Raw genomic sequence first — 26,797 nt, 5'->3', positions numbered from 1 at the left:
CCACATGGCCGGACCTGGCGCGGCGTACCCCGTGACCCCCGTGACACCATGGGGTGCATGTCCACGCCTGTCGCATCCGAACAGACGCAGGTTGATCCACTCGGGGCAGAGGTCGCCGAGGAGGACAAGCCCTGGCGGACCGTCGTGTGGAACGATCCGGTCAACCTGATGTCGTACGTGACGTACGTGTTCCAGAAGCTGTTCGGCTACAGCCGGGACCACGCCACGAAACTGATGCTCGACGTGCACCACAAGGGCAAGGCGATCGTGTCGTCGGGGTCCAAGGAGAAGGTGGAGACGGACGTGGCGAAGCTGCACGCCGCCGGGCTGTGGGCGACGATGGAGCAGCCCTCGTGAAGGCGTGGCGCCGCAAGGGCGACGTGATCCTCGCCGGGTTCGAGCAGCAGGAGGCCGCCGTGCTGCGCGGCCTGGTCAGCCAGCTCGAGGACATGCTCCAAGCGCGGGCCGAGGAAGCGCCGCAGGACGAGCTGGCCGAGCTCACCGGCATCCGTACCGGCCCGTCGGAGTCGCCCGACGACCCGGTGCTCTCCAGGCTGCTGCCCGATTTTCACAAGCTCGACCCCGACAACCCCTCCCGCGAGGACCTCGACTCCGCGGCGGCCATGCGCTCGCTGCACGAGCCCGAGCTGCTGGAGACGAAGGTCGGCGTGGCGAAGGTCGTGCTCGACACGCTGCCGCGCGACGGCGGCGACGTGCACCTGGACGTCGAGCAGGCCGACGCGTGGCTGGGCGCGCTCAACGACGTGCGCCTCGCGCTGGGCACGGCGCTCGACGTCACCGAGGACATGCCCGACGAGCTGCCCGACGACGACCCGCGCGCCCCGCACCTTGGCGTCTACCACTGGCTGACCTGGGTGCAGGAGACGCTGATCCAGGCGCTGACCGCGTGATCACCGACGTTCCGGGTGTCCTCGTCGGGCACCACCACCGCCTCGGCGACGGCTGGGCCACCGGCACCACCGTGGTCCTCGTGCCGGACGGCGCGACGGGCGCGGTCGACCAGCGTGGCGGCGCGCCTGGCACGCGCGAGACCAACTTGCTGGAGCCGGAGAACCTGGTGCAGCGCGTGAACGCCGTGTGCCTGTCGGGCGGCAGCGCGTACGGGCTGGCCGCGGCCGACGGCGTGATGCGCTGGCTGTCCGAGCGCAACCTGGGCTTCCCCGTCGGGCTCCAGCCGCACGAGGTCGTGCCCATCGTGCCCGGCGCGGTGCTGTTCGATCTTCCCCGCAGCGACTGGGGCAACCGGCCGGACGCGGCTTTCGGTTACGCCGCTTGCGAAGCGGCCTCGAAGACGTTCGCCTCGGGCACGGTCGGTGCCGGCACCGGGGCCGTGGTCGGGTCGCTCAAGGGCGGCATCGGCTCGGCGAGCGAGGTGGTCGACGGCGTGACCGTCGGGGCGCTGGCGGCCGTGAACGCCGGCGGCGAAGCCGTGGACTTCGCGACCGGGCGCGCGTTCGCCGCGGACCACGAGGTCGCGGGCGAGTTCGGCGTCCGCTGGCCTTCGCGGCCGGGCGCGGTGCCACCGGCACGGACTGACCTGAACACCACGATCGGCGTGGTCGCGTGCGACGCGGCGCTGTCGAAGGCCGAGGCGCGCCGGCTCGCGGTGGCGGCGCAGGACGGCCTGGCCCGCGCCGTGCGCCCGGCCCACACGATGTTCGACGGCGACACGGTCTTCGCCCTGGCCACGGGGGCTCGCGAGCTGCCCGCCGGCATCGGCACGTTCGCCGACGGGCAGCGCGCGGCGGCGCTCGACGCGTTGTGCTCGGCAGCCGCGCGGGTGTTCGCCCGCGCGATGGTCCACGGGCTGCTCACGGCCACCGCGGCCAGTGGGGTGGCGGCGTACCGGGACGTGTGGCCCGAGGCGTTCGAGGGTTAGAGGTCCGGCAGCGGGTCCTGCGGGGCCCACACGCCGTCGCGTTCGAGGTCGGCGGCCCGGATCGCGACGATGTCGGCCTCGTCGATCTCCAGCACGAGGTCCGCGAACGAGACCGTCGGACCCAGCGAGGGGTGTTCCTCCACCGGCCCGAGCTCCGTGGAGCGCGGCAGTACCTCCCACACCGACTTCGGCCGCAGCCGCCTGAAGCGGCCGCAGGCGAGCACGACCACGCGGCGATCGGTGACCACCACCAGGAAGCCGTAGAGCGCCGCCATCCCGTTGAGGTAGAGCGAGTTGCCGGCGAACACGTACTGGATCCGGTCGCCGTCGGGCAGGAACGGCAGGCAGCGGTCGCGGACCTTCGGCGGTACAGGCACGCCTGAAATTGTCCCCGACCAGGTGCCTGAGCGGAAGGTCTCACAGTCTGGACAGGGTGGGTCCACCACCTAAGATGTCGAATGTGCTCCGGATCCGCCGTGAATTCGTCGACGAGATCGTCGCCCATGCCCGCCGTGACCACCCCGACGAGGCGTGTGGGGTGATCGCCGGTCCCGTGGGCTCCGACAGCCCCGAACGGTTCATCCCGATGCTGAACGCGGCGCGGTCACCGACGTTCTACGAGTTCGACTCGGGTGACCTGCTCAAGCTCTACCGCGAGATGGACGCGAACGACGAGGTGCCCGTGGTGATCTACCACTCGCACACCGCGACGGAGGCCTACCCGTCGCGCACCGACGCGAACATCGCCGCCGAACCCGACGCGCACTACGTGCTCGTCTCCACGAAGGACCCCGATTCGCACGAGTTCCGCTCGTACCGGATCGTGGACGCCGAGATCACCGAGGAGCCGGTCGAGATCGTCGACTGAGCTGCCGGAATAAGGGCTGCGTCCCGCGCGTCAGCTTCACAGAACCCACTTCGGAGGTAGAAAACCATGGCCGTGACCGTCTCCATCCCGACCATCCTGCGCACGCACACCGGCGGCGAGAAGTCCGTCGAGGCGGCGGGCAAGACCGTGCTCGAGGTGATCGACGACGTCGAGTCGCGCCACTCCGGGCTGAAGGCGCGCCTGGTCAAGGAGGAGAAGCTGCACCGCTTCATCAACGTCTACGTCAACGACGAGGACGTGCGCTTCGCAGGCGGCCTCGCGGCCGAGGTGAAGGACGGCGACACGCTGACCATCCTGCCCGCCGTGGCCGGCGGCGCGCGCTAAACCCATGGCCCGCTACGAGTCCCTGCTCGACGCGCTCGGCGGCACGCCGCTCGTGGGGCTGCCCCGGCTCTCGCCCACCCACGACGTGCGGTTGTGGGCGAAACTCGAGGACCGCAACCCGACCGGTTCGATCAAGGACCGGCCGGCGCTGGCCATGATCGAGGCCGCCGAGCGTGAGGGCCGCCTGCGGCGTGGCTCGACGATCCTCGAGCCGACCTCGGGCAACACCGGTATCTCGCTCGCCATGGCCGCGAAGCTCAAGGGCTACGGCCTGGTGTGCGTGATGCCGGAGAACACCTCCACCGAGCGCAAGCAGCTGCTGCAGGCCTACGGCGCGCGGATCGTGTTCTCACCGGCGGCGGGCGGCTCGAACGAAGCCGTGCGGCGGGCCAAGGAACTGGCCGAGCAGAACCCCGACTGGGTGATGCTCTACCAGTACGGCAACCCGGCCAACGCCGACGCGCACTACCGCGGTACCGGCCCTGAGCTGCTGAAGGACCTGCCGACGATCACCCACTTCGTCGGCGGCCTCGGCACGACGGGGACTTTGGTGGGTGTCGGGCGGTACCTGCACGAGGCGAAGCCGGGTGTGCAGATCATCGCGGCCGAACCGCGCTACGGCGAGCTCGTGTACGGCCTGCGCAACCTCGACGAGGGGTTCGTGCCGGAGCTGTATGACCCCAGCGTGCTGAACGGGCGCTACTCCGTCGGCGCGTACGACGCGCTTCGGCGGACGCGTGAGCTGCTGGAGAACGAGGGCATCTTCGCGGGTATCTCGACGGGCGCGGTGCTGCATGCCGCGTTGGCCGTCGCCGAGAAGGCCGCCGCTCGCGGAGAGGCCGCGGACGTCGCCTTCGTCGTGGCGGACGCCGGTTGGAAGTACCTGTCCACGGGCGCGTACGCGGGTTCGCTCGACGAAGCCGCCGCGCGGCTGGACGGGCAGCTCTGGGCGTGAAGATGATCGGGCTCCTGGGCGGCATGAGCTGGGAGTCTTCGGCGGAGTACTACCGCCTGGTGAACGAGCGCGTGCGGTCGGCGCTGGGCGGGTACCACTCCGCGCGGGTGGTGCTGTACTCCGTAGACTTCGCGGAGATCGAAGCGCTGCAGGCTTCGGGTGACTGGGCGGCGGCGGGGGAGTTGCTGGCCGCCGCCGCTTCGGCCTTGGAAGCGGCGGGCGCGGACGTGATCGTGTTGTGCACCAACACGATGCACAAGGTGGCTTCGGCCTTGCGGCTGCGGGTGCCGTTCCTGCACCTGGGGGACACGACGGCCGCGGCGGTGCTGTCCGCCGGGATTTCCTCGGTGGGCCTGCTGGGGACCGCGTTCACGATGAGCCAGCCATTCTACCGTGAACGCCTTGCGGCACATGGACTCTCGGTGCTGGTTCCGTCCGAAGTGGACCAGGAGCTGGTGCACCGGGTGATCTACGACGAGCTGGTGCACGGCGTTGTCCGGCCGTCTTCGCGGGCGGCGTATCGCGAGGTGATCGCGCGGCTGGTTCTCGCGGGAGCCGAGGGCGTGATCTATGGCTGCACGGAGATCGAGCTGCTGGTCGACCAGTCCGACAGCTCGGTCCCGGTCTTCCCGACCACGCGGCTGCACGCGGAGGCCGCGGTGGACTGGGCGTTGGCGCTTCGGGAGCTGCCACCGGCTCCGGCCTGAGCTTCTGGCAGCGTGCTGGCAGGGCGTGCCAGGTGGGTGGCAGCGCGGTGTGCGCGCCGTGCCAGTGGATCACGGCAACCTTCGGTTCGAGGGCAGCTCGAACGGCTGCTCCGAACCCGAAGGAGCCATCATGAACACCGTCACGATCATCGGCGCCGGCCTCGGCGGCCTCATCCTCGCCCGCGTGCTGCACGTCCACGGCATCCCGGCCACGGTCTATGAAGCCGAGGACTCCCCGTCGTCCCGCGCACAGGGCGGCATGCTCGACATCCACGACTACAACGGTCAGATCGCCATCGAAGCCGCCGAACTCTCCGACGAGTTCCGCGGCCTCATCCTCGACGGCCGCCAGCAGACGCGGTTCTTGGACCGCGAGGGCACCGTGCTGTTCGACAAGGCCGACGACGGCACCGGAGGCCGGCCCGAAGTCCAACGCGGGGAGCTGCGGCAGCTGCTGCTCGACTCGCTTCCCGCCGGCACGGTTCGTTGGGGCCACAAGGTTCTCGAGGCCCGCACCCGGGAAGACGGCCGGCACGAAGCCACCTTCACCGACGGCAGCGTGGTCGTCAGCGACCTGCTGGTCGGCGCCGACGGCGCGTGGTCGCGCGTCCGGCCGCTGCTCTCGTCCGCCGTCCCCGTGTACTCCGGCACGGCGATGGTCGAGACCTACCTGTACGAGGCCGACACCCGCCACCCCGCCACCGCCAAGGCCGTCGGCGGCGGCTCGATGGGTGCCATCGGGCAGGACAAGGGCATCATGGCCCACCGCGAAAGCGGTGACACCATCCACACGTACGTGTCACTGACGCGGCCGCTCGACTGGTTCGCGGCCGTCGACTTCACCGACCCGGCCGGTGCCGCCGCCCACGTCGCGCAGGAGTTCACCGGCTGGGCCCCGGAACTGACGGCACTGATCACCGACGGAGACACCCCACCCGTGCTGCGCCCGCACTACGTCCTGCCCCTCGAGCACTGCTGGGACCGCGTGCCGGGCGTGACCCTCATCGGCGACGCCGCCCACCTCATGCCCCCCAACGGCGAAGGCGCCAACCTCGCCATGCTCGACGCCGCCGAACTCGCCCAGGCCCTCGCCGCCCACCCGGGCGACGTCGAGGCCGCGCTGTCCGAGTACGAGCAGGCGATGTTCCCGCGCAGCGCCCGAATCGCGATCAGCAGCGCCGAGTTCGAGGAGGCGACGGCCGGCCAGACCGAGGAGGCCACGGCGGAGCACCTCATCAAGGTCTTCTCGGAACTCACGCCGGGGGAGAGCCCGTTCGATCACAGCCACTAGCGGTCGAGCGCGGGTGGCTTCGGGCGGCTCCGGTCGAGAACGGCGTGCGAGAAACATCGCCCGGTGCTTCACCGCGGCAATGGACATGACGAGAAAGACACGATCCGCAACGGCAGGACGACGGCTTCTCACCACTACTTGCCGCAACGGCTGTGCGGGCCGGCAAACATGATCAGCCGGCCGTCGCGGCGGTCGTGAGAACGGCCCTGAACTCGAACATCAGGGAATTCACCCGAGGCCACCCGGACCGGACGAACGTAGCCTGGAACCCGTGAGCACACTCCCACCGCAGCCCATGCCGTTCGGGGATCAGCCGGCGGACAAGGCGAAAGCCACCGACGTGGCGAAGCGCATCCTGCCGCCCAACCCCAAGGCGGCAGCGATCGTCGCGGTGGGGTTCACGCTCGTGCTCTACCTGGTGGAGCTGCTGGACGTGATCCTGCCCGCGAACCTCGACCACGGGGGCATCGTGTCGAGGCAGGCCTCAGGGCTCGACGGGATCCTGTGGGCGCCGCTGCTGCACGCCGGGTGGGGGCACCTGTTCTCGAACACCGTGCCGGTGCTCGTGCTGTCGTTCCTGGCGATGGCGGCGGGGATCGGGCGCTGGGCGGTGGTCACGGCGATCATCTGGATCGTGTCGGGCCTGGGGGTCTGGCTGGTCGGGCCGTCGAACACCTACACGGTGGGCGCGTCCGGGCTGGCGTTCGGGTGGCTGGCGTTCCTGCTGGTCCGCGGCATCTTCAACCGGGCGTTCGGGCAGATCGTGGTGGCGGTCGTGCTGCTGGGCGTGTGGAGCGGGATGCTGTGGGGCCTGCTGCCGGGCAACCCCGGCATCTCCTGGCAGGGCCACCTGTTCGGCGCGCTCGCCGGTGTTCTCGCGGCCTGGCTGACGGCGCGGGGCGACCGTCCCAAGAAGAAGGCGGCCGGTAGCCTCGAGGTGTGAGCACCCCGACCGCCGACGCGCCCATCGGGGTTTTCGATTCCGGCGTCGGCGGTCTCACCGTCGCCCGGTCGATCCTCGAGTTGCTGCCGGCCGAGCAGCTGCGCTACGTCGGCGACACCGCACGCAACCCGTACGGCCCCCTCCCCATCGCGACGGCCCGCCAGTACGCCCTCGAAGCCCTCGACGACCTCGTCGAAGGCGGCGTGAAAGCCCTGGTCATCGCGTGCAACACGGCCTCGGCCGCCTGCCTGCGCGACGCCCGTGAGCGCTACGACGTCCCCGTCATCGAGGTCGTCCTGCCCGCCGCTCGTCGCGCCGCGTCGGTCACGCACAGTGGCCGCGTGGGCGTGATCGGGACCGAGGGGACCGTTCGCTCGCGTGCGTACGACGACGCTTTCGCCGCAGCGCCCGACGTGCAGCTCACGAGCGTCGCGTGCCACCGGTTCGTCGACTTCGTGGAGCGCGGCATCACGTCCGGGCGCCAGATCCTGGGCCTCGCGCAGGGCTATCTGCAGCCGCTGCTCGAAGCCGAGGTCGACACGCTCGTGCTCGGCTGCACGCACTACCCGCTGCTTTCCGGCGTGCTCCAGATCGTGATGGGTCAGGACGTCACGCTCGTCTCCAGCGCGGACGAGACGGCCAAGGACCTCTACCGCGTGCTCACCGAACTCGACCTCCTGGCCGAGCGCGACACGCCGCCGCAGCACGAGTTCCTGGCCACGGGATCGCCGGAGCCGTTCACGCGGCTGGCGGCGCGGTTCATGGGATTCGCGCCGGGTGTCCTCGCGCCGACCAGCGCCTAGGCTGAACCACGTGCGACTGACGATCCTCGGCTGCTCGGGCAGCGTCCCCGGCCCGAACGCCGCCGCGTCCGGGTACCTGCTGGAAGCGGAGGGGTTCCGGCTGGGCCTCGAGCTCGGCAACGGCGCGTTCGCGCAGCTGCAGACGGTGCTCGACCCGTTCGACCTCGACGCGCTCGTCCTGTCGCACCTGCACTCGGACCACTGCGCCGACGTCAACTCCCTCACGGTGCTGCGCCGCTATCACCCGGCGCCGCCGTACCCGGCCCGGCCGCGGCAGCTGCCGCTCTACGCCCCGGCGGACGCGCCCGCGCGGCTGGCCCACGCGTACGCCGCCGACGCCGACGAGCGCGCCGCCGTGGACCTGTCCGACGTCTACGCCTTCCACACGCTGCGTGAGGAAACCGTGCGGATCGGGCCGTTCGACGTGACGGCAGCCGTGGTGCAGCACCCGACGCCCGCGTTCGGCCTGCGGATCTCCTACGGCGGCGCCATCCTCGCCTACACCGGCGACACCGGCCCGTGTGCCGCGCTGGGCGAGCTGGCCGACGGCGTCGACGTGTTGCTGTCCGAGGCCTCCTGGACGGACGCCGCCGACCGGCCCGATGGCGTGCACCTGTCCGGAAAACAGGCCGGTGAGCTGGCGAAGGACGCAGGCGTCGGGCGGCTGCTGCTCACGCACATCGCGCCGTGGACCGACAGCCGCGCGGTGCTCGCGGAGGCCACGGCGGTGTTCCCGGACAGCGAGCTCGTGACGCAGGGCGCCGTCTACGACATCTGAGCGGCGGACTGTCGGGCGCACCTTCTAGAGTGCACCCCGTGACGAGGAAAGATGGCAGGAACGACGACCAGCTCCGCGACATCAAGATCACCCGCGGGTTTCAGAAGTGGCCTGCCGGTTCGGTGCTCATCGAGTTCGGCAACACGCGCGTGCTGTGCGCGGCCAGCGTCACCGAGGGCGTGCCGCGCTGGCGGGCGGGGTCCGGGCTCGGCTGGGTCACGGCGGAGTACGCGATGCTCCCGTCGGCCACCAACACCCGCGGCGACCGCGAAGCCGTGAAGGGCCGCATCGGCGGCCGCACCCACGAGATCTCCCGGCTGATCGGTCGGTCCCTGCGCGCGTGCATCGACCTCGCGGCGCTGGGCGAGAACACGATCGTGATCGACTGCGACGTGATCCAGGCCGACGGCGGCACCCGCACCGCCGCGGTCACCGGCGGCTACGTCGCCCTGCGCGACGCCATCACGTGGCTCGGCGCGGCCAACCGGCTCAACGACCCGCAGCCGCTGTCGTCCTCCGTCGCCGCGGTGAGTGTCGGCGTGGTCGACGGGCGCGTGCGCCTGGACCTGCCGTACGAGGAGGACTCGCGCGCGGAGGTCGACATGAACGTGGTCGCCACCGACGCCGGCACGCTCATCGAGGTGCAGGGCACGGGCGAGGGCGCCACCTTCGCACGGTCCACTTTGGACACCATGCTTGACCTGGCGCTCGCCGGCTGCGCGACGCTCACGCAGCTGCAGAACGAGGCACTGGCGCTGCCGTACCCGGGTGAGCTGCCGCAGCCGCGCCCGGACAGGAAGAAGGGCGCCAAGTGACGAAGCTGCTGCTGGCCACGCGCAACCAGAAGAAGCTCGGCGAGCTGCGGCGCATCCTCGAGGCCGAGGGCATCTCCGGCATCGAGGTGCTGGGCCTCGCCGACGTCGACGAGTTCCCCGAGGCCCCGGAAACCGCGCCGGACTTCGAGGGCAACGCCGTCGCGAAGGCCCACGACGCGGTCGCGGCCACGGGTTTGCCCGCCGTCGCCGACGACTCGGGCCTGGCGGTCGACGCGCTGAACGGCATGCCCGGCATCCTCTCCGCCCGCTGGTCCGGCCGTCACGGCGACGACGACGCCAACCTCGACCTGGTGCTCGCCCAGCTCACCGACACCCCCGACGACCGCCGCGGCGCTGCTTTCGTCTGCGCCGCCGCCCTCGTCCTTCCGTCCGGCGAGGAAACCATCGTCCGCGGCGAATGGCGCGGCACCCTGCTGCGCGAACGCCGCGGCACCAACGGCTTCGGCTACGACCCCATCTTCCTCCCGGACGGCGAGTCCCGTTCGTCGGCGGAACTGGAACCGTCCGAAAAGGACGCGGCCTCCCACCGGGGCCGCGCGTTGCGGGCGCTGCTGCCGGCGCTACGCGACCTCGCCAAGGCCTGACGAACGGTACCGACCCTGGTGTGGCGGTTGAGGAAACCAACGCCACACCAGGGCCGCTACTTGTCGCTCGGTCCCATCACCTGGACTTCGCACCCCTGCTCGATCTTGTCCGAGTTCGGCGGCTGGTTGTTGCTCGTGTAGTGCCACGGGGACTCGTCGTCGTCCGGGTCTTCGGCGACGTGCATGCCCTGTGAGGTCATGCATTCGACCCAGCGGTGCAGGTTGTCCTTGTACGTCGGGTTCGCCGGGTCCTCGCCCCACGGCAGCAGGGGCAGCTTGGAACGGCACGCGTCGCCGGCGGCCTGGTGGTCCTTGGACCACTGTTCGGCGCCCGCGATGCTGTGGGGCTGCTGGTCGACGTCCGCGTCGTGGTCCTTCATGCAGGTGCGCCACGGTTCGATGAGCCGCTGGGAGTCTTCCGGCGATTCGTCGACGCGGTGGCGGGGGCGGCCGCCATCGGCGTCGGTCGAGGCAGGCGCCGAGGACGACGCGGTCACCGACGGCGTACCCAGCGAAGCGACGTGAGGGCTGGACGGCACGGGCGACGAACACGCCGCGAGAACCAGTGCCAGCCCCGCGAGCCAGACCACTTTGGACATTCGAAGCTCCCTCATGTCGTTGCCAGCGCCTGCGTCGGGGTGAGCCGAGACGCGCGGATCGACGGATGAATCCCCGCCAGCGCGCCCACCACCAGCGCGCCCGCCACGCCGCCGACCACGGACAGTGGCGGGATCACGGGCGGCCACCCTTGGTACGTCGTGTAAAGCAGCGTCACGACGATCCCCAGCACCGTCCCCGCCAAACCGCCGAGACCGGACAACGCCACCGCCTCAGTGAGGAACTGCCCGCGGATCTGCCCCCGCGTCGCCCCCAACGCGCGCCGCAAGCCGATCTCGCGACGGCGTTCCAGCACCGAGATGAACATCGTGTTGGCCACGCCGACACCACCGACCAGCAGCGCGACCCCCGCCAGCCCGAGGAACAGCGCGGAGAACGTCGTCTGGCTCGCCTGCTTGGCCGCCAGCGCGTCCGACGGCCGGCTCACCGAAACCAACCCCGGCAGTTGCGGGTACAGCGTCGCGGGCAACACCGCGCGGACGTCGGGAATCGCGTCTTCGCGCGCCTTCACGTAGATCACCGTCGGGTGGCCGTCGAAGCCGAGGAACTGCTTGGCCGAACCCCAGCCGACGAGCACCGCGCGCTCGATGTCCGGCGCGAGCGGCATCGGCGCCAGCACGCCCGTCACGGTGTACCACTGCTCACCGATCATCACGATCGGCGCGGGCCGGCCGGGCGTCACCGCGGGGATGCCGAGCCGCGACGCCGCGACGTACCCGAGCACGACGGCGGGCAGGTTCTGCGTTGCCGCGTCGAGGAACTTGCCGCTCTGCACGGTGCCGTTGAGCGCGGACAGCAGGTCCGGGCTGCTCGCCAGCACGGCGAGACCCGAGCCGTCGAGCGGGTCGGTCAGATCGGAGCGCCGCACGGTCTGGTGCGTGTTCGCGACGGCCGCCGCCGTGGTCACCGGGCCGATCCGCGCGACGCTGCCGACGGACGACTCCGGCAGCAGTACCGGCGGCGTCTGGTTCGGCTGCGGTTCGGCGCGCAGCATGTTCGTGCCCAGCGCCGTCAGCTTGTCCAGCAGCGCGGCCTGGCTGGAGGCGGGAATCCCCGTGACCACGATCATCGTCGCGATGCCGAGCGAAATCCCGAGCGCCGACAGCGCCGCGCGCAGCCGCCGAGTGCTGATCCCGAGCAGGCCGAGACGCAGGACGTCGCGCAGGCCCAGGCGCACCGGGCGCGTGTCGAGTGCTGTGCTCACGCGGCAATCACCACGAGGTCCTGCACGATCCGGCCGTCGCGGAACTCGATGCGCCGCGGCAGGCTCGCCGCGATGTCGCGGTCGTGCGTGATGATCGCGATGGTCGTTCCTTCGGCGTTGAGGCCGTGGAGCAACTCCAGGACGGCGTGGCCGTTGGCGGTGTCGAGCGCGCCCGTCGGCTCGTCGGCGAGCACGAGCGCGGGGTCGTTCACCACGGCCCGCGCGATGGCGACCCGCTGGCGTTCACCACCGGAAAGCTCGTGCGGCCGGTGGTCCACGCGGTGCGCGAGCCCGACCCGGCCCAAAGCCTCCAAAGCGAGGGGACGACGTTGCTTGCGCGGCACCCCGGCGTACAGCAGGCCGGTGGCCACGTTCTCCGCCGCGCTGAGGCCGTCGGTGAGGTGGAACTGCTGGAACACGAACCCGAGCCACCGCCCGCGCAGCGCGGACAGCCGCCGGTCGCTCAGCTGCGTCACATCCTGGCCGCCGAGCTCGACGGTGCCGGAAGTCGGGAGGTCGAGCGTGCCGACGATGTTCAGCAGCGTCGACTTGCCCGAACCGGACGGTCCCACGATCGCCAGCAGCTCACCCTCGGCGACGGCCAGCGACACGTCGTCGAGCGCCTTCACACCCCCGGGGTAGTGCTTGCTCACCCCGTGCAGAGCCAGCACCGGCGTCACGAGGTCGTCACCACCCGCAGGCCCTCGGTGATACCCGGGCCGCTGATCTCCACCTGGTCACGCGCGAACATGCCCGTCTTCACCGGCACGAGCTTCCCGCCCTGCAGCTGCACGGCGTAGCCGCCTTCGCGCAAGGCGACCAGCGCACCGAGCGGCACGGCCAGCACGCCGGCGTGGGTCTCGGTGGCCACCTGGACCTGCACCGACGCCGAGTCGAGGTCGCCGACGTCCGAGGCGTTCACGGGCACCACGGTCACGTTGATCTTCGGCGGCCCCTGCGCCGGGTCGCCGCCCGACGGGTCGCCGCCGGTCACGGCGGTGCTCACCGAAGTGACCTTCGCCGGGATTTCCTTGCCGTCCGGGCGCACCATCGTCACGGCCATGCCGGTCTTGACCGAGCCGACCTCGGCCGCGTCCACGGGCGCGATCACGACCTTCGCCGTCGGCGTCGTGGTGAGCAGCGGGTCTGCGGCGGGGTCGCCGAGCTGGGCCGTCACGCTGTTCACGCGCGCCTCGCCGGGCAGCACCACGACCTGGCCGACGTCGAGCGTGCCCGTGTCCGGCAGGCCGGCCTTCTTCTCCCACTTCTTCAGCGCGTCGGCGAACGTGAACTTCGCCTTCTGCGGATCCTTCGCGCGCGTGCCGACGGAGTAGCCGAGGCGGGCGAGGTTGTCGGCCACCGTGGCGACGTCCGGGCCGGTCAGGTCGGGGTTGTCGAGCTTGCGGAACAGCGGGGTGTCGCCGAAGAACACCGGCACTCCCACACCGTTCACGGAGTACAGCGGCTTCCCGCGCTGGGCCACGGTGCCGACGTCCGGCAGCTGCGTGACCACGCCGGCGCCCGCGCCCTTGAGCGGCTCGGGCGTGCCGAAGCCGAGGGTGCCGGTGAACGTCCGCGTGTTCGACAGGTCGGTCCTGGCCACGGCGACGGTGGTCACGGCGGGCGGGGGAGCCGCGGCTTCCGCCGTGCCGCGGCCGTGGTCGATGGCCACGTACGCGCCGACGCCGAGCAGCACCACAACGGCGGCCGAGGCTGAGACGGCGATCGCGCGCCGCCGGGACTTACCGGCCACTGACGGCCTCCATCATCGTTTCTCCGCTTCCACTCACCCGGCGCGTCCGAAGTGGACTGATCCGGCGGGTCCGGAGGCCACTATCGAGGCGAATTGTCAGGAAGCCGTCAGGAAGCGGTGCTGATCCGGTGTTCCCGCGGCGCTGGGTCGCCCGCGTCGGCGGAGATCCTTATGCTCGCAGCATGTGCGCAGACATCGTGCTCGCGGAGGACGATCCGAAGCAAGCGGAGCTCGTCCGCCGCTACCTCGAGCGGGAACGCCACTCGGTGGTGGTCGTGCCCGACGGCCGCGAGACGCTCGACCTCGTCCGCCGCCGCCCGCCGGACCTGCTCGTGCTCGACGTCATGCTGCCCGGCATGGACGGGCTCGAGGTGTGCCGGATCCTGCGCGCGGAGTCCGACGTGCCCGTGCTGATGCTGACCGCACGGTCCACAGAGGACGATATGCTGCGTGGTCTGGACCTCGGGGCGGACGACTACATCACCAAACCGTACAGCCCCCGCGAGCTGATGGCTCGGGTGCGGACTTTGTTGCGCCGCACCAAAACTGCCGTTCCCCCGGATGGCCCGCTGCGCGTCGGCGCGCTGACCGTGGACGTCGGCCGGCACGAGGTGGTCGTGTCCGGGCAGCTGATCGAGACCACTCCGGGTGAGTTCCGGCTGCTCGAGGTGATGGCCGCGCACCCGGACCAGGTGTTCACGCGCGGGCAGTTGCTGGAGCACCTGCACGGCTTCGACCGCTACATCACCCAGCGCGCGATCGACGTCCACGTGATGAACCTGCGCAAGAAGATCGAGGCGGCGCCGCGCAAACCCAAGCGGCTGCTGACCGTGTACGGCGTCGGCTACAAGCTTACGGCTGGGCCGCCCGATGCGGCGTAGCCTGCTGGTCCGCCTCATCGCGGTGTCGGCGCTGGTCGCGGTGTGCGCGATCGCGGCCACGGCGTGGCTCGCCGCGCGCACCACCACGGGCGCGATCCGGCAGGAGCAGGGCCAGGTCTTCGCCGACGACGGCACCATCTACCAGGGCCTGCTCGGCTACGCGGCCACGCACCCGAACTGGGACGGCGTCGGCAAGGTCGTGACCACCTACGCCGAGAGCACCGGCCGCCGCGTGGTGCTGGCGACCCCGCAGGGCAAGGTGATCGCGAGTTCCGACCCCGACCCCGGACGGTTGCCGCCGCAGCCTTCGGTGGTGGTCGACCCGTTGTCGGTCGACCCAGGGCTGGGCGTGCAGTCCACACCGGACCGGATCGACCCGGAGGCGGTGGGGCCGTATGCGTTGCCGCAGGACGAAAAGGCGAGGCTGACGGGCGTCGCGCAGCGCGTGCTGCGGTGCGTGCAAGAGCGCGGGAGCGTCGGCAGCATCGAGGTGTCGCCCGGTGGGCACCCGCGAGTGGTGGCCGACGACCCGTACGCGCTGACGCGGTGCAACGGCACGAGCCTCGAGCAACCCACCGACACCGAACAGGCCGCGCTCGACAAGCTGCAGGACCTCGTGAACGCCTGCCTCGGCCGCAGCGCGCAGAGCGCTCCGGCGGCGCAGCTGTCGCTGTCGTGGACGTTCATCGGGCCCGAGACCGGCGCGACAGACGCGACGGACACGACGGCGCAGAACTGCGTGACGTCCGCGCGTCATGAGCAGCTGGCGTCGTATGTCGCGCCCCCCGCGTGGCTCTACATCACGGAGAAGGGCAGTGACCAGCCGCCGAGCGGGTTCACGCTGTCGTCGGACAACCAGGTGCGCCTGGCCGAGGTGGCGGGCGCGATCCTCGTGCTCACGGTCGTGGCCACCGGGCTCGCGTCGATCCGACTCATCCGGCCGCTGCACGCGCTCACGGGCGCCGCGCAGCGCATGGAGGCGGGCGAGGCCGGGGCGCGCGTGAAGGTCAAGGGCAAGGACGAGATCGCGCGGCTGGCGCGGGCGTTCAACGACATGTCCGAGGCGCGCGAGAAGCTGGAGATAGCGCGCAAGGCCATGGTCAGCGACATCGCGCACGAGCTGCGCACGCCGCTGTCCAACATCCGCGGCTGGCTGGAGGCCACGCAGGACGGCGTGAGTCGGCTCGACGACGAGCTCGTCGTGTCGCTGCTCGAAGAGGCGCTGCACCTGCAGCACATCGTCGACGACCTGCAGGACCTCGCTCTCGCCGACGCCGGCGCGCTGCGCGTGCATCCCGAGCCCATCGACGCCAACTCCCTGCTCACCCAGCTCGCCGCGGCCCACGCCGCCCGCGCCGACGCGGCGGGCGTTCAGCTGGTGGTGCGGTCGATGGCCGACCCGGCCGTCACGGCGGACCCCGTGCGCCTGCGGCAGGCCATCGACAACCTCGTGTCCAACGCTGTCCGCCACACCCCCCGCGGCGGCTCCGTCACCGTCAGCGCCACGCGTGCCGATTCGGACGTCGTGTTCTCCGTGGCCGACACCGGCGTCGGCATCGCCGCCGACGATCTGCCGCACGTCTTCGACCGCTTCTGGCGCGCGAACAAAGCCCGCACCCGCGGCGCGAGCGGCGGCAGCGGCCTGGGCCTTGCCATCGTCCGCAACCTGGCGGCCGCCCACGGCGGCACGGTCTCGGTGCGCAGCACGCTGGGCGAGGGCTCGACGTTCACGCTGCGCTTCCCGGCCGCCGGCCCGCCCGAGTGAACCGCTCACCCGGGCGGCCGGCTTCGCGGCTCAGGCGGCGATGCCGAGGTCGCGGATCAGCTTCGCGACGTGACCGGTCGCGCGGACGTTGTAGAAGGCGTTCGCGATCTTGCCCTCCGCGTCGACGATGAAGGTCGAGCGGATCACGCCCTGGTAGACGCGGCCGTAGTTCTTCTTCTCGCCGAAGGCGCCCCATGCAGTGAGGACGTGCTTGTCCTCGTCGGAGAGCAGGGGGAAGGTCAGCTGCTCGTTCTCGACGAACTTCGCGAGCTTCGCCGGCTTGTCCGGGGAGATGCCGAGGACCTGGTAGCCGGCGTCGTTGAGCTGGGCGAGGCTGTCGCGGAAGTCGCAGGCCTGCTTGGTGCACCCGGGGGTGCCGGCGGCCGGGTAGAAGTACACGACGACGGCCTGGCCGCGGAAGTCGCTGAGGGAGACGCTCTTGCCCGTGCTGTCGGGCAGGGCGAAGTCGGGGGCGGCGTCGCCGGAGGAGAGTCGCTGCTCGGTCATGAACGCAGCGTACTGTGCCGATCGTTACCAATCCGACCACAGTCACGGCCGAATGGCTTCGTAGCAACGGTTACGTGCCGCGCGGGGGTCGGCCTGCTTTTGGCCGGATTTGTAATTCAGACGGCCCCGCAGTACGTGGCCACGGCGGGCTCGGTCGCGCTGGGTCGCAGCTGAACCGTGAGCTGCGTGGTGCCGTCGGGCACGGCGAACGCGAGCGTCAGCTGCGCGGAGCGGCCCTGCTGCAGGTCTTTGCCCGCGTCGGTGATTCCGCCGAGGCCCTGGGTGGCGTCGACGACCTGTTTGGTCGGGCGTCCGTCGATCATCGCGGCGACCGTGAAGCCGGAAAGCCGGTAGGAATCCGCGCCGTTGTTGGTGATCTCGATGCCGAACGACGCCGCCCGCGAGCTGCGCGGGTACGCGGCGGGGCTGGGCTGGAACGACTGCGGGGCGGAAACCGAGATCGTGATGCCGCTGGCGAACCGGTGTTCCGCGCCGAACTGCAGGTCACGCGACGTCTGCGCGGCCGCGGCCTTCGCAGGGCCGCCACCACCGCCGAGCGTCGCTGTGCCTTCCTGCGCGTCGACCCCGCAGGCCGCCACCGCCATCAGCAAACAGGCGGAAAGCAACAGCTTGGGGGTGCGCGCGGGCGCCATCTCGGTTTACTCCAGTCGGGGCGGGGGCTCAGGCCGTTCGGCGTAGTGACCGAAGGCGACCCGCTCCACTGTCCCTGCATGTGCACGTGCGCGCGCACGAAGACGCGGACCTGGTGTACAGCCGTGGCCGATCCGTGACCGAAAGGGCACTCCGGGTGACAGTCGTCACCGATGTGCCACTTAAACGGCGAAGGCGAACAACAGGATGAAGATCGCCACGCCGGCGCCCCACGCGACCATCAGCCACCCGAAGTCACGCACCGGGTCGACCGCGCGGCTCTCCTCGCCCGGGATGTACACGCCGCGGTTTTCGAACCAGTCCGTCCACTTGCGCAGCAAGCGCAGCGGATTGCGTGACGGCACGACTCACCTCCCGGATCGGCTTTGCTCCTGCCAGCCTACGGGGGACTCGCCCACCCGGTGAAGGAGCGTCGAGCGTGCGGAAAAGCGTGATCCTGCTGGCTCTCACGACCGTGTTCGGCCTCGCGGCCGCCGTCCCGGCCGTCGCCGCGTCTGGTGTCGCCCCGCCGGGCACGGCGCCGCTCGACCACCCGGTGTGGGTGTGCCTGCCCGGCATGGCCGCGAACCCGTGCAACCAGAACCTGGCGGGTGACCCGCAGATCGCGACGCCCGGTGGCGGCTTCACGGTCGGCTACCCCGCGTCGCCGGGTCGGGTGACGTTCGACACCACTCGGGTGGAGTCGGGCGCGAGTGTGGTGGAACCGTTCGAGCCGCCGGCGGCCCCTCCGGTGGACTGCTTCTTCGTCTACCCGACCGTCGACCTGCTCTCGAATCCGACGCTGCAGATCGGCTCGCTGCCACCCGGCCCGGACGACTCCGCGCCCGCCGTGACCTACGCCCAGGTCGGTCCGTTGCTCAACCACTGCCGCGTGTTCGTGCCCGCGTACCGGCAGGCGCCGCTGGCCGCGCACATCGTCGGCGTGCTCACCGGAACGGCACCCGACTACGCGCTGGGCCTCGAAGACGTCGAACAGGCGTGGGACACGTACTGGCGCGACTACAACATCGACCCGGTCACGCACCGTCGCCGCGGGGTGGTCGTGATCGGCCACTCGCAGGGCGCCGCCGACGCGGCCTCGCTCTTGCGCGACCGCGTGGACGGCCACCCCGACGTGCAGCCCTCCTTGGTGAGCGCGCTGCTTCTCGGCGGCAACGTCCAGGTCCCCACCGACCGCCCGGCCGGCGGCGGCTCCGATCCGGACGCGGCTTTCCAGCACCTGCCCGTGTGCGCTCGCGCTTCGGCCGCGGCGCCCGTGCCGGTCGGCTGCGTGGCCAGTTACTCGTCGTACAAGCAACCGGCCGGAACGGTCCCGCCGCCCGGCTCCACCTTCGGCCTCTCTTCGACGCCCGGCCACCGCATCCTCTGCACCAACCCGGCCGCCCTGCTGACCGGCGCCGCGCCCGACGCGACGACCCCGCTCGACACCCGGCTCCCCACCCGGACTTTGGTGCAGGGCAACGCTCTTCTCCCCAACGGCCACCTCACCGCCGTCCTCCTCGGCACCTCGCTGCCGGTGTTCCCCACCGGCTTCGCCCGCTATCCCGACGAGTTCACCGGCGCGTGCGAGTTCCGCACCGTCCCCGGCGGCACCGCGTCCTGGCTCCAGCTCTCCGGCGGCGACGCCCTGGTGGGCCCTCCGAGCAGCGGCGGCCTCGGCCTCCATGTCGACGACTTCTCCCTGACGTTGGGCGACTTGACGGCTCTGGTCGACGCGCAAACGGCACAGTGGGAGGCGGTTTCGCGGTGAGACTTCCGCGAATCCGCCTGGCTGCAGGGGCAGGGTTTCGTTCGACCGAGAGGGTTCGGTCCCGCTCATGAGTCGGGCACGGCTGCTTCGTGCCTGCCTCGCGGAGCTCCTGCCTTCGGGCCGATGGGCGACGTCGGTGACTTGCTCGGCGAGACGTTGCCGGGCGGCTAGGCGAAGTCGGCCAGGCGTGCGGCGATGCGGGGCAGGTCGAGGTGGCCCTGGACGACGTCGTGGACGAAGGGTTCGGCGGCGTCCTCGTCGAGGGGCGTGCGGAGGGGTTTGTCGTTGAGGCCGAGGAAGAACCAGGTGGCGGTCCAGGCGAGGCGTTTGTTGCCGTCGATGAGGGGGTGGCCGCGGCCGAGCGACTCCATGAGCGCGGCGGCCTTCTCCCACACGCCGGGATAGGCGTCCTCGCCGAAGACCGACGTGCGCGGGCGCGCCGCGGCGGCCGCGAGGATGCCCGTGTCGCGCACCGCGAGCTCACCCCGCACCACCCGGCGCGCGACGACCATCAAGTCGTGGATCGTCAGGTACTCGGTCATCGCGCCAGCCGCTCGTTGAGGCCGGCGCTCGCTTCCAGCACGTGGTCGAGCACCGTCGCGCGCTGGCGGGCCCGCGAAGTCACGGCAGTCATCAGCGTCTCCCGCACGTACTCCTGAAGGCTCCGCCCCTCGGCGGCCGCCTGTCGCTCGAGCTCCCGCACCTCGCCGTCACTGAATTCGACGGGCAGCACCTGACCCATGTCCTGAACCTTAAGGCCTCACTCCGCTTGGCGAACCCCGGTTTTCCCGCCCCCGACCGGACATCGCTCAGTGGGGCGCCGGCGGATACGGCCCTGCCGGTGGGTACTGCTGCTGCGGAGCCCCCGGCGCATCGGAACCCGGCATCGGCTGTCCTGGCGGCATCGAACCCGGCCAAGGCTGTCCGGGCTGACCGTGCGCCGGGACGGCACCGGACCACGCCTGAGCGGGTGCCACAGACCCCTGCGACGCCGGCCCGGGCGGCGCTGCGCCGGCTTGCCAGGCTTGGCCGGGTTCACCGGCGCCCGGCCATTGTTGCGCGGGAACGGACCCTGGCATCGGCTGTCCGGGGTTCTGTCCTGGCACTGCGCTGCCCTGCCAGGCTTGGCCGGCCCCGCCAGCGCCCGGCCACTGCTGCCCGGGAACGGACCCTGGCATCGCCTGTCCAGGAACCTGCCCCGGCACCGCGCCGCCCTGCCAGGCTTGGCCGGGGTCAACGGCAGCCGGCCACTGCAGTCCGGGAGCTGGGCCCGGCATCGCGGCTCCGGGAATCTGTCCCGGAACCGCGCCCGGCCAGGCTTGGCCGGCCCCGCCAGCGCCCGGCCACTGCTGCCCAGGAACCGGCCCGGCCATCCCCGGAACCCCTTGCCACTGCTGCCCAGGAACCGCCCCCGGCATCCCCGCACCCTGCCAACCGGCCGGCCCGCCGTATCCCGGCTGCCAACCCGGCCCACCGGCGAACCGCGGCATCACCTCCGGCAAAGCCACCGCCACCGCGGGCAGCCACAGCAGTACCGCGATCACCGCCGCCAAGCCGGCCGGCAGGAACACGTCCTCGAAAGCACCCGACCGCCGAATCCCCAAGATCCGCATCGACCCGGGTACCGCGAGAACCACCTGCACAACCGCACCCAGCATCAACACTCGAGCCACCCGTGGCCGTCGCGCGGCCAGCAGCGCCGCGCCCACGAGCACGCCGAGGCCGAGCAAAGCGATCACCAGGTGGAAATACGGGCCGGGATTCAGATCGAAACGCCGGCTCAGCTCAGCGACCTCATTCCACACCAGCAGCACTTCGCACACCCCGGCAACACCCGCGAGCACAAAAGCCAGCACGCGCCCCTGCGGCGTCGGTGAGTGAACCACGCCCGATCCCCCTCCGTCATCAACCGGACACGCACAGCATAGAGGCCACCCCCGACAATCCAGCGCGATCACGAGGCGGTCGCAGCCGGGAGAACTCTCGCCGCGGCCCCGTCGGACGCCCGGAAGACGCCCCTACGCTGGGCGAGAACCGACCGGAAGGGCGCCGATGCAGATCGACCTCGTCGACGCCTGGGCGTGGTGGGCCGGCGGCAGCCCGGGCCTGCGCGAGGCGTACCTCTGGGGCCTCGCCGTGAAGTGGTGGGGGCTCCTGGGCAGTCTCGTCCTCCTGACTGTCACCATCGCCCTCGTCGCCGACGTCGCGAAAATCCCCGAGAAGCACCGCCGCAGAAGCCGGGCCACCAAGATCCTCCGACGGCTGACCGCGCTCGCCATCGCCGTCCTGGTCGTCGTCGGCGCCGTCAACGCCGTCCGCGAAGAAGCGCGCGACACCGGTACCTCGACGGCGACCGTCCTCCTCGCCGGCAACGACGGCATCGACTGGGCCGGCGCCCCACGCTGGTTCGTGCTTCTGTTCGCCGGCCTCGTCGTACTGGCACTCCTGTTGTGGCAAGGCCATCGCCTGAGAGACTGGGTGGGCAACACAGTCCAAAAAGGACTGACCGCGATCGCGACAAGGCTGGCGGCTGCGTTCGTCGCGCTGGCAGCGCTGAGTTTCGCCGTCCTGGCCGGCTGACTCACACCGGCGTCGGCCGCGTCACCCGCTTGCTCTCCTCCAGCAGCAGATCCAGCAGCGGGTTCGAGTTCTCCCGCAGCCAGATCAACGCCAGCCCCAACGGCGTCGCGTCCTCCAACGGCCGCCACACCAGCCGCGGGTACGGGAAGTACGCGGCCGTCGACGCGGGCGCGATCCAAGACCCGCGCCCGGCCGCCACGTGGTGCAGGCACTCCTCCGGCGTCCGGCCCTGCGGCCCGTAGACCGCGCGGGTGCCGTCCGGCCGAGGGTCGATGAACCAGAACTTCACCACCGCCTCGGGCATCCCGTCGCGCGGCCCGACGATCGGCTCGCACGCCAGGTCGGACACCTTCAGCGACGCCCGAGTGGCGAGGCGGTGCCCCGGCGGCAGCGCGACCCAGCGTGGCTCGTCGAGCAGCCAGTGCGTGACGAAGCGGCGGTCGTCTCCGATGGGCAGCCACAGGAACGCGGCGTCGGCGGTGCCCGCGGCCAGGGCGTCGAGCTCGTCGGGCAGCGTGTGGACCGCGAGGGCGTCGACCTCCACGTCGGGCGCGACCCGGCGCAGCGACGACTCGACGTCCGGCAGGAAGTGCGCGGTGCTCTGCGCCTTGAACGCGATCCGCAGCCGCCCGGACAGTCCCGAGCCGACGAGCCGCGCTTCCGAGACCATCGCCGAACACGCGGTGAGCAGTTCGCGCCCCTGTTTCAGGAACACCTGCCCCGCCGCGGTGAGCTCGACGCCATTGGACCGGCGCCGGACCAGCGGGGTGCCGGCCACGCGCTCGAGCTGCCGGATCTGCCCGCTGACCGCCTGCTGGGTCATCATGAGCCGCCCGGCCGCGCGGGTCATGCTGCCCTCGTCGGCCACGGCTTCGAGGGCTTTGAGCAGGCGCAGATTCAGGTCCACCGCACGATCCTCGTCACAACGGTTCGTTGTGGCAACCACAAGGATCCGGTGTTTCCCTTTCCCGCACCCCGGCCGGACCATAGCTGTATTGACACAGGGGAGCACCTATGAATCTCAGCGGTAAAGTGGCCCTCGTCACGGGCTCGTCGAAAGGCCTGGGCAGGGCTATCGTGCTGCGGCTGGCGGAACAGGGCGCCGACGTGGTCATCAACTACTCCCGCGACGCGTCCGCCGCGGAAGAGGTGAAAAAGGCGGCCGAGGCCCACGGTGTGAAGGCACTGGTGCACGCGGCCGATGTGTCTCAGGTGGACGGAATCGTCGACCTTTACGACGCGGCCGTCGCCGAGTTCGGCAAGATCGACATCGTCGTCGCCAACGCGGGCATGGAAAAGGTCAACATCCCCGTCACGGACGTCACCGAAGAGGACTTCGACCTCCTCTTCCGGGTGAACACCAAGGGCCCGTACTTCGTGCTGCGAGAGGCCGCCCGCCGCATCGCCGACGGTGGCCGCATCATCACCATCTCGTCGAACACCACGACGGTTCCGCAGCTGGGCGTCGGCCTCTACGGCACCAGCAAAATGGCCACCGGTTACCTCGTGAAGGTGCTCGCGATGGAGCTCGGCCCGCGCCGCGTCACCGTGAACACGGTGGTGCCCGGCCCGATCGACGGCGCGGGGATTTTCACGGACCCGGCCAACGACGATTACAAGCGCAGTTTGATCGAAATGGTCCCGATCGGGCGACTGGGCACCACGGAAGACGTCGCGGGTGTAACGGCATTTCTCGCCGGAGACGAAGCTGCGTTGATCACCGGACAGCAGCTCGTCTGCGACGGCGGAATGCACTGACCACCGAAAGGAATTGTGGGAAAATGACAGGGACAATGCGCGCGGCTCAGGTTCAGCAAGCGGGCGGCCCGTTCGTGCAGGTCGAACTGCCGATCCCCGAGCCGAAGCCCAACCAGGTGCGGGTGAAGGTGCACACGTGCGGCGTGTGCGGCGGTGAGATCATCCCCCGGATGGCCCTGTTCGGCACCAAGTTGCCGCGGGTGCCCGGGCACGAGATCGCGGGTGTCGTCGACGCGGTCGGCGACGCCGTGACCCTGTGGAAGGTCGGCGACAAGGTCGGGGTCGGCTGGTCCGGTGGCGTCGACTTCACGTGTGAGTACTGCCGCCGCGGTGACTTCGTCAACTGTGACAGCCGCACGATCACGGGCACGTCCTTCGACGGCGGTTACGCCGAGTACATGGTCGCCCCCGAGGACGCGGTCGCCCGTATCCCCGAAGGCCTCTCGTTCGAAGAGGCGTCGCCGCTGATGTGCGCCGGCATCACCGCCTTCAACGCGTTGCGCCATGCAAAGGCCGGCCCCGGCGATCTCGTCGCCGTGCAGGGTGTGGGCGGCGTCGGCCACCTCGCCGTCCAGTTCGCCAACAAAATGGGCTTCCGCACCGTCGCGATCAACCGCGGCCGCACCAAGGAAGAGCTGGCCCGCAAGCTCGGCGCGGACGAGTACATCGACAGCAACGAAGGCAGTGTCGGCGAGTCCCTGAAGAAGATGGGTGGCGCGTCGGTGATCCTCGGCACCGTCGACCGCGCCGAGATGCAGTCGGAGCTGATGAACGGCATCCGCCCCAACGGCCAGGTGATCGTGCTCGAAGGCCAGAACCCGATCCAGGTCACCGGCCACACGCTGGCGGACTACCGGCTGAATCTCTCCGGCTGGTACAGCGGCGTCGCCCGCGACAGCGAGGACACGCTGAACTTCTCCGTGCTGCGCGGCATCCGGCCGGTGTACGAGGTCTTCCCGCTGGAGAAGGCCGAGGAGGCCTACCAGCACATGCCGAAGGCCAACATCCGCGTCGTGCTCAAGATCGCGGACTGACGCCTCGGTCCGAAAACGCGCCCACTCTTCCCCCGGGGGTGGGCGCGTTTTCTCATGCCGGCCTTCTCATGTCAGCCGCAGTGCGACGCCGTCGAGCAGCGAGCGCAGGCCGAGCTCGAACAGCTCGTCGAGATCCAGGTCGTAGCCGTCCTCTTCCAACGTCGTCAGCATCCGCGTGAAGACGGGGTGGCGGCCGCCCGCCATGATCGCCGTGTGGCCGGGCGCCTGAGTGGCCAGCCACTCGTCCTCGGTCAGCCCGGACGTGCCGGCCGCGTGCCGCTCGCGTTCGAGGTGGATGGCGATGCCCTGGATGTAGCTGAAGAACAGCACGTGCAGGTCGCACAGCTGCGTCGCGGACAGGCCGAAGCCGTCGAGCGCCGAAAGCGCCTGCTCCGCGTGCGTGGCCAGGTTGGCCAGCGGCAACGGCCGCGTGATCGGCGACAGCTGCGCGAGCCACGGGTGCCGCCGGTACAGCGACCACAGTGTGCGCCCGGTGAGCTCGAGCCGCGCTCGCCAGTCGCCTGAAAGGCGCGCGGGGTAACCGCGTTCGCCGAACGCCGCGTCGGCCATGAGCAGTACCAGCTCGTCGCGCCCGGCGACGTAGCGGTACGGCGCCATCGCCGCGACACCGAGCCGCGCCGCCACTCCCCGCATGGACAGCGCGGCCAGCCCCTCCTCATCGGCGATCGTGATGGCCGTCCGCACGACCCGCTCGCGCGAGAGGCCCGGCGGCCGCGGGCGGGCCTTCGGCTCGGCCTTCCGGCCTGCGACGACGGTTCCGGACCGCGGTTCGGCTCGCACCAGCCCTTCCTGGCCGAGCGCGGCGAGCGCCTTGGCCGCGGTGGCCGTCGCGACGCCCCACTCGACGGCGATCCGGCGTGTCGACGGCACCTTCGCGCCCGGCACGAGCTCCCCGTCGGTGATCCGGCGGCGCAGCTCCGCGGCGATCTCCAGGTAGCGCTGCTCGGCCATCCCCGGCTCCGATCTGTACCAGTACAGCTGACCATTTGTACTAGGTCAGTTTTGGCATGGTTGCCTGGCCGAAGCCAGTGTGTGGTCCGTGAGGATACGACGAACACCTGGAGGAAACCATGCGTAACGTCCTCGTCTCCGGCGCCGGCATCGGCGGCCCGACGCTGGCCTACTGGCTCCACCGGGCCGGGTTCTCCGTGACCGTGGTCGAGCGCTCGCCCGGCCTGCGGGAGGGCGGGCAGGCGGTCGACGTGCGCGGGGTGGCGCTCGACGTGGTCGACCGGATGGGGCTCGGCGAGCAGGTGCGCGCGATGCGGACGCGGATGCGCGGAATGTCCGTGGTGGACGGTTCCGGCACCGAGCTGTTCCGCTCGGAGGAGCACACCTACAGCAGCGGCCGCCTGGACAGCCCCGACGTGGAGCTGGTCCGCGATGACCTGGTTTCCCTGCTGTACAAGGCAACCGAGCACGACGTCGAGTACATCTTCGACGATTCCGTCACCGCACTGGACCAGGACGAGCACGGCGTGCGCGTGGAGTTCGAGCGCGGCGGCTTCCGCACGTTCGACCTCGTCGTCGGCGCCGACGGTCTGCACTCCGCCATCCGGCGGCTGGCGTTCGGCCCGGAGGAGCGGTTCGCGCAGCACCTCGGGCAGTACCTGGCGATCTTCCCGGCGCCCAACGTCCTCGGCCTCGACAACTGGCAGGTCTGGTTCCGCGACGCGGAGACCGGCGGCGCCGTCTATCCGGTGCGGGACAACACCGAACTGCGGGTCACGCTCGGGTTCGGTTCGCCGCCGCTGTCGTACGACCACCGCGATGTTTTGGCGCAGAAGGAAATTGTCGCGAAGCAGCTGGCCGGCACGGGCTGGGAGGTGCCGCGTCTGCTGTCTGAAATGGCCGGTGCGCCCCACTTCTACTTCGACGCGATGCAGCAGATCCACCTCGACTCTTGGAGTGCCGGCCGGGTGACGCTGCTCGGGGACGCGGGCTACTGCGCGTCGCCGCTCTCGGGCCAGGGCACCAGCCTCGCGCTCGTCGGTGCGTACGTGCTCGCCGACGAGCTCGCCCGCCACGACGACCACACAGCCGCGTTCGCCGCCTACGAGACCCGGTTGCGGCCGTTCGTCGCCGCGAACCAGGCGCTGGCGACGGAGAACCCCGGCGGTCCGGCGGCCGAGGAGTCGGTGGATCGCGCCAAAAACGCGATCAGTCTCACGTACTGTGCCGATCGTTACTAATCCGACCACAGTCACGGCCGAATGGCTTCGCAGCAACGGTTACGTGGCGCGT

The 26,797-nt window shown here is 70.8% G+C and carries 32 protein-coding genes; 20 read left to right on the top strand and 12 right to left on the bottom strand.

Features of this window, described 5'->3' with window-relative positions; all coding sequences use genetic code 11:
* Positions 1-57 precede the first annotated feature (57 nt).
* Genes clpS through K1T34_RS08660 form a run of 3 tightly spaced genes read left to right on the top strand, consistent with a single transcriptional unit; the run spans position 58 to position 1,900 of the window.
* Entirely contained in the window at positions 58-357 is a 300-nt protein-coding gene (gene clpS / locus K1T34_RS08670) for an ATP-dependent Clp protease adapter ClpS (protein WP_220243765.1), read from the top strand.
* Complete coding sequence (locus tag K1T34_RS08665) at positions 354-911, top strand: DUF2017 domain-containing protein (protein ID WP_220243764.1); 558 nt, start codon at positions 354-356, stop codon at positions 909-911. Before clpS ends, K1T34_RS08665 begins: the two co-directional genes overlap by 4 nt.
* Positions 908-1,900, top strand: a complete 993-nt coding sequence (locus tag K1T34_RS08660) for a P1 family peptidase (RefSeq protein WP_220243763.1) — start codon at positions 908-910, stop codon at positions 1,898-1,900. The genes K1T34_RS08665 and K1T34_RS08660 overlap by 4 nt, the downstream gene beginning before the upstream one ends.
* Here the strand turns inward: K1T34_RS08660 and K1T34_RS08655 are convergent.
* Positions 1,897-2,277, bottom strand: a complete 381-nt coding sequence (locus K1T34_RS08655; RefSeq protein ID WP_220243762.1) for a hypothetical protein — start codon at positions 2,275-2,277, stop codon at positions 1,897-1,899. The two genes, K1T34_RS08660 and K1T34_RS08655, sit on opposite strands and share 4 nt — an antisense overlap.
* A gap of 74 nt (positions 2,278-2,351) precedes the next feature.
* On the opposite strand from K1T34_RS08655, the gene K1T34_RS08650 reads away from it, so the two are divergent.
* The 10 genes from K1T34_RS08650 (at position 2,352) to rdgB (ending at position 10,010) form a co-directional block, all read left to right on the top strand.
* Entirely contained in the window at positions 2,352-2,768 is a 417-nt protein-coding gene (locus tag K1T34_RS08650) for a Mov34/MPN/PAD-1 family protein (RefSeq protein ID WP_220243761.1), read from the top strand.
* A gap of 66 nt (positions 2,769-2,834) precedes the next feature.
* Positions 2,835-3,113 carry a MoaD/ThiS family protein gene (locus K1T34_RS08645; protein ID WP_220243760.1) on the top strand — a complete coding sequence of 93 codons (279 nt, stop codon included), beginning with the start codon at positions 2,835-2,837 and terminating at the stop codon, positions 3,111-3,113.
* Between the two features lie 4 nt (positions 3,114-3,117).
* Positions 3,118-4,068, top strand: a complete 951-nt coding sequence (locus tag K1T34_RS08640) for a PLP-dependent cysteine synthase family protein (RefSeq protein WP_220243759.1) — start codon at positions 3,118-3,120, stop codon at positions 4,066-4,068.
* On the top strand, positions 4,065-4,775 hold the full coding sequence (locus K1T34_RS08635; RefSeq protein WP_220243758.1) for an aspartate/glutamate racemase family protein: 711 nt from the start codon (positions 4,065-4,067) through the stop codon (positions 4,773-4,775). The genes K1T34_RS08640 and K1T34_RS08635 overlap by 4 nt, the downstream gene beginning before the upstream one ends.
* 130 nt (positions 4,776-4,905) lie before the next feature.
* Positions 4,906-6,066, top strand: a complete 1,161-nt coding sequence (locus tag K1T34_RS08630; protein WP_220243757.1) for an NAD(P)/FAD-dependent oxidoreductase — start codon at positions 4,906-4,908, stop codon at positions 6,064-6,066.
* 271 nt (positions 6,067-6,337) lie between these two features.
* Positions 6,338-7,009 (top strand): rhomboid family intramembrane serine protease, encoded by a 672-nt coding sequence (locus K1T34_RS08625; RefSeq protein ID WP_370643648.1) that lies wholly within the window; start codon positions 6,338-6,340, stop codon positions 7,007-7,009.
* Positions 7,006-7,812 carry a glutamate racemase gene (gene murI / locus K1T34_RS08620; RefSeq protein ID WP_220243756.1) on the top strand — a complete coding sequence of 269 codons (807 nt, stop codon included), beginning with the start codon at positions 7,006-7,008 and terminating at the stop codon, positions 7,810-7,812. The genes K1T34_RS08625 and murI overlap by 4 nt, the downstream gene beginning before the upstream one ends.
* Before the next feature lie 10 nt (positions 7,813-7,822).
* Positions 7,823-8,590 carry an MBL fold metallo-hydrolase gene (locus K1T34_RS08615; RefSeq protein ID WP_220243755.1) on the top strand — a complete coding sequence of 256 codons (768 nt, stop codon included), beginning with the start codon at positions 7,823-7,825 and terminating at the stop codon, positions 8,588-8,590.
* 38 nt (positions 8,591-8,628) lie between these two features.
* The gene (rph, locus tag K1T34_RS08610) at positions 8,629-9,405 is read left to right on the top strand and encodes a ribonuclease PH (RefSeq protein WP_220243754.1); all 777 of its coding nucleotides are present in this window, start codon (positions 8,629-8,631) and stop codon (positions 9,403-9,405) included.
* Entirely contained in the window at positions 9,402-10,010 is a 609-nt protein-coding gene (gene rdgB / locus K1T34_RS08605; protein WP_220243753.1) for an RdgB/HAM1 family non-canonical purine NTP pyrophosphatase, read from the top strand. Before rph ends, rdgB begins: the two co-directional genes overlap by 4 nt.
* A gap of 56 nt (positions 10,011-10,066) precedes the next feature.
* Here rdgB and K1T34_RS08600 read toward each other — a convergent pair whose 3' ends face one another.
* The 4 genes from K1T34_RS08600 to K1T34_RS08585 are packed head-to-tail and all read right to left on the bottom strand — an operon-like array spanning position 10,067 to position 13,585.
* Positions 10,067-10,609 carry a hypothetical protein gene (locus tag K1T34_RS08600; RefSeq protein ID WP_220243752.1) on the bottom strand — a complete coding sequence of 181 codons (543 nt, stop codon included), beginning with the start codon at positions 10,607-10,609 and terminating at the stop codon, positions 10,067-10,069.
* Positions 10,610-10,620: 11 nt separating this feature from the next.
* Positions 10,621-11,832, bottom strand: a complete 1,212-nt coding sequence (locus K1T34_RS08595) for an ABC transporter permease (protein WP_220243751.1) — start codon at positions 11,830-11,832, stop codon at positions 10,621-10,623.
* Positions 11,829-12,512, bottom strand: a complete 684-nt coding sequence (locus K1T34_RS08590; RefSeq protein WP_220243750.1) for an ABC transporter ATP-binding protein — start codon at positions 12,510-12,512, stop codon at positions 11,829-11,831. Before K1T34_RS08590 ends, K1T34_RS08595 begins: the two co-directional genes overlap by 4 nt.
* Positions 12,509-13,585 carry an HlyD family secretion protein gene (locus K1T34_RS08585; protein WP_220243749.1) on the bottom strand — a complete coding sequence of 359 codons (1,077 nt, stop codon included), beginning with the start codon at positions 13,583-13,585 and terminating at the stop codon, positions 12,509-12,511. Before K1T34_RS08585 ends, K1T34_RS08590 begins: the two co-directional genes overlap by 4 nt.
* A 182-nt stretch (positions 13,586-13,767) precedes the next feature.
* Here K1T34_RS08585 and K1T34_RS08580 point away from each other — a divergent pair, with 182 nt between their 5' ends.
* Positions 13,768-14,466, top strand: a complete 699-nt coding sequence (locus K1T34_RS08580; protein ID WP_220243748.1) for a response regulator transcription factor — start codon at positions 13,768-13,770, stop codon at positions 14,464-14,466.
* Positions 14,456-16,231: a cell wall metabolism sensor histidine kinase WalK gene (locus tag K1T34_RS08575; RefSeq protein WP_220243747.1), complete on the top strand. Its 1,776-nt coding sequence runs from the start codon at positions 14,456-14,458 to the stop codon at positions 16,229-16,231. The genes K1T34_RS08580 and K1T34_RS08575 overlap by 11 nt, the downstream gene beginning before the upstream one ends.
* A gap of 30 nt (positions 16,232-16,261) precedes the next feature.
* Here K1T34_RS08575 and bcp read toward each other — a convergent pair whose 3' ends face one another.
* The 3 genes from bcp to K1T34_RS08560 form a co-directional block, all read right to left on the bottom strand.
* Positions 16,262-16,738, bottom strand: coding sequence for a thioredoxin-dependent thiol peroxidase (bcp, locus tag K1T34_RS08570; RefSeq protein WP_220243746.1), 477 nt, complete (start codon positions 16,736-16,738; stop codon positions 16,262-16,264).
* A gap of 116 nt (positions 16,739-16,854) precedes the next feature.
* Complete coding sequence (locus K1T34_RS08565; RefSeq protein ID WP_220243745.1) at positions 16,855-17,391, bottom strand: hypothetical protein; 537 nt, start codon at positions 17,389-17,391, stop codon at positions 16,855-16,857.
* A 180-nt stretch (positions 17,392-17,571) separates the two neighbouring features.
* Positions 17,572-17,754, bottom strand: a complete 183-nt coding sequence (locus tag K1T34_RS08560) for a hypothetical protein (RefSeq protein WP_220243744.1) — start codon at positions 17,752-17,754, stop codon at positions 17,572-17,574.
* 74 nt (positions 17,755-17,828) lie between these two features.
* Between K1T34_RS08560 and K1T34_RS08555 the strand changes: the two genes are divergently transcribed.
* On the top strand, positions 17,829-19,160 hold the full coding sequence (locus K1T34_RS08555; RefSeq protein ID WP_220243743.1) for a DUF3089 domain-containing protein: 1,332 nt from the start codon (positions 17,829-17,831) through the stop codon (positions 19,158-19,160).
* A 167-nt stretch (positions 19,161-19,327) separates the two neighbouring features.
* Here the strand turns inward: K1T34_RS08555 and K1T34_RS08550 are convergent, their stop codons facing one another.
* Positions 19,328-19,702, bottom strand: coding sequence for a type II toxin-antitoxin system death-on-curing family toxin (locus K1T34_RS08550; protein ID WP_220243742.1), 375 nt, complete (start codon positions 19,700-19,702; stop codon positions 19,328-19,330).
* Positions 19,699-19,902 (bottom strand): hypothetical protein, encoded by a 204-nt coding sequence (locus K1T34_RS08545; RefSeq protein ID WP_220243741.1) that lies wholly within the window; start codon positions 19,900-19,902, stop codon positions 19,699-19,701. Before K1T34_RS08545 ends, K1T34_RS08550 begins: the two co-directional genes overlap by 4 nt.
* Before the next feature lie 1,310 nt (positions 19,903-21,212).
* On the opposite strand from K1T34_RS08545, the gene K1T34_RS08540 reads away from it, so the two are divergent.
* A complete protein-coding gene (locus K1T34_RS08540; RefSeq protein ID WP_220243740.1) occupies positions 21,213-21,740 on the top strand; it encodes a hypothetical protein in 528 nt (175 codons plus the stop codon).
* 1 nt (position 21,741) lies between these two features.
* Here the strand turns inward: K1T34_RS08540 and K1T34_RS08535 are convergent, their stop codons facing one another.
* A complete protein-coding gene (locus tag K1T34_RS08535) occupies positions 21,742-22,647 on the bottom strand; it encodes a LysR family transcriptional regulator (RefSeq protein ID WP_220243739.1) in 906 nt (301 codons plus the stop codon).
* Positions 22,648-22,754: 107 nt separating this feature from the next.
* On the opposite strand from K1T34_RS08535, the gene K1T34_RS08530 reads away from it, so the two are divergent.
* Both K1T34_RS08530 and K1T34_RS08525 read left to right on the top strand, forming a co-directional pair.
* On the top strand, positions 22,755-23,498 hold the full coding sequence (locus K1T34_RS08530) for an SDR family NAD(P)-dependent oxidoreductase (protein WP_220243738.1): 744 nt from the start codon (positions 22,755-22,757) through the stop codon (positions 23,496-23,498).
* 23 nt (positions 23,499-23,521) lie between these two features.
* Positions 23,522-24,532, top strand: coding sequence for an alcohol dehydrogenase catalytic domain-containing protein (locus tag K1T34_RS08525; protein ID WP_255638403.1), 1,011 nt, complete (start codon positions 23,522-23,524; stop codon positions 24,530-24,532).
* Positions 24,533-24,598: 66 nt separating this feature from the next.
* Here the strand turns inward: K1T34_RS08525 and K1T34_RS08520 are convergent, their stop codons facing one another.
* Complete coding sequence (locus K1T34_RS08520) at positions 24,599-25,504, bottom strand: TetR/AcrR family transcriptional regulator C-terminal domain-containing protein (RefSeq protein WP_220243737.1); 906 nt, start codon at positions 25,502-25,504, stop codon at positions 24,599-24,601.
* A 119-nt stretch (positions 25,505-25,623) separates the two neighbouring features.
* On the opposite strand from K1T34_RS08520, the gene K1T34_RS08515 reads away from it, so the two are divergent.
* Positions 25,624-26,745 carry an FAD-dependent monooxygenase gene (locus K1T34_RS08515; RefSeq protein ID WP_220243736.1) on the top strand — a complete coding sequence of 374 codons (1,122 nt, stop codon included), beginning with the start codon at positions 25,624-25,626 and terminating at the stop codon, positions 26,743-26,745.
* The last annotated feature ends 52 nt before the right edge of the window (positions 26,746-26,797 follow it).

Source organism: Amycolatopsis sp. DSM 110486 (assembly GCF_019468465.1).
Classification (GTDB): Bacteria; Actinomycetota; Actinomycetes; order Mycobacteriales; family Pseudonocardiaceae; genus Amycolatopsis.
This window is presented reverse-complemented; position numbering and strand designations above follow the sequence as displayed.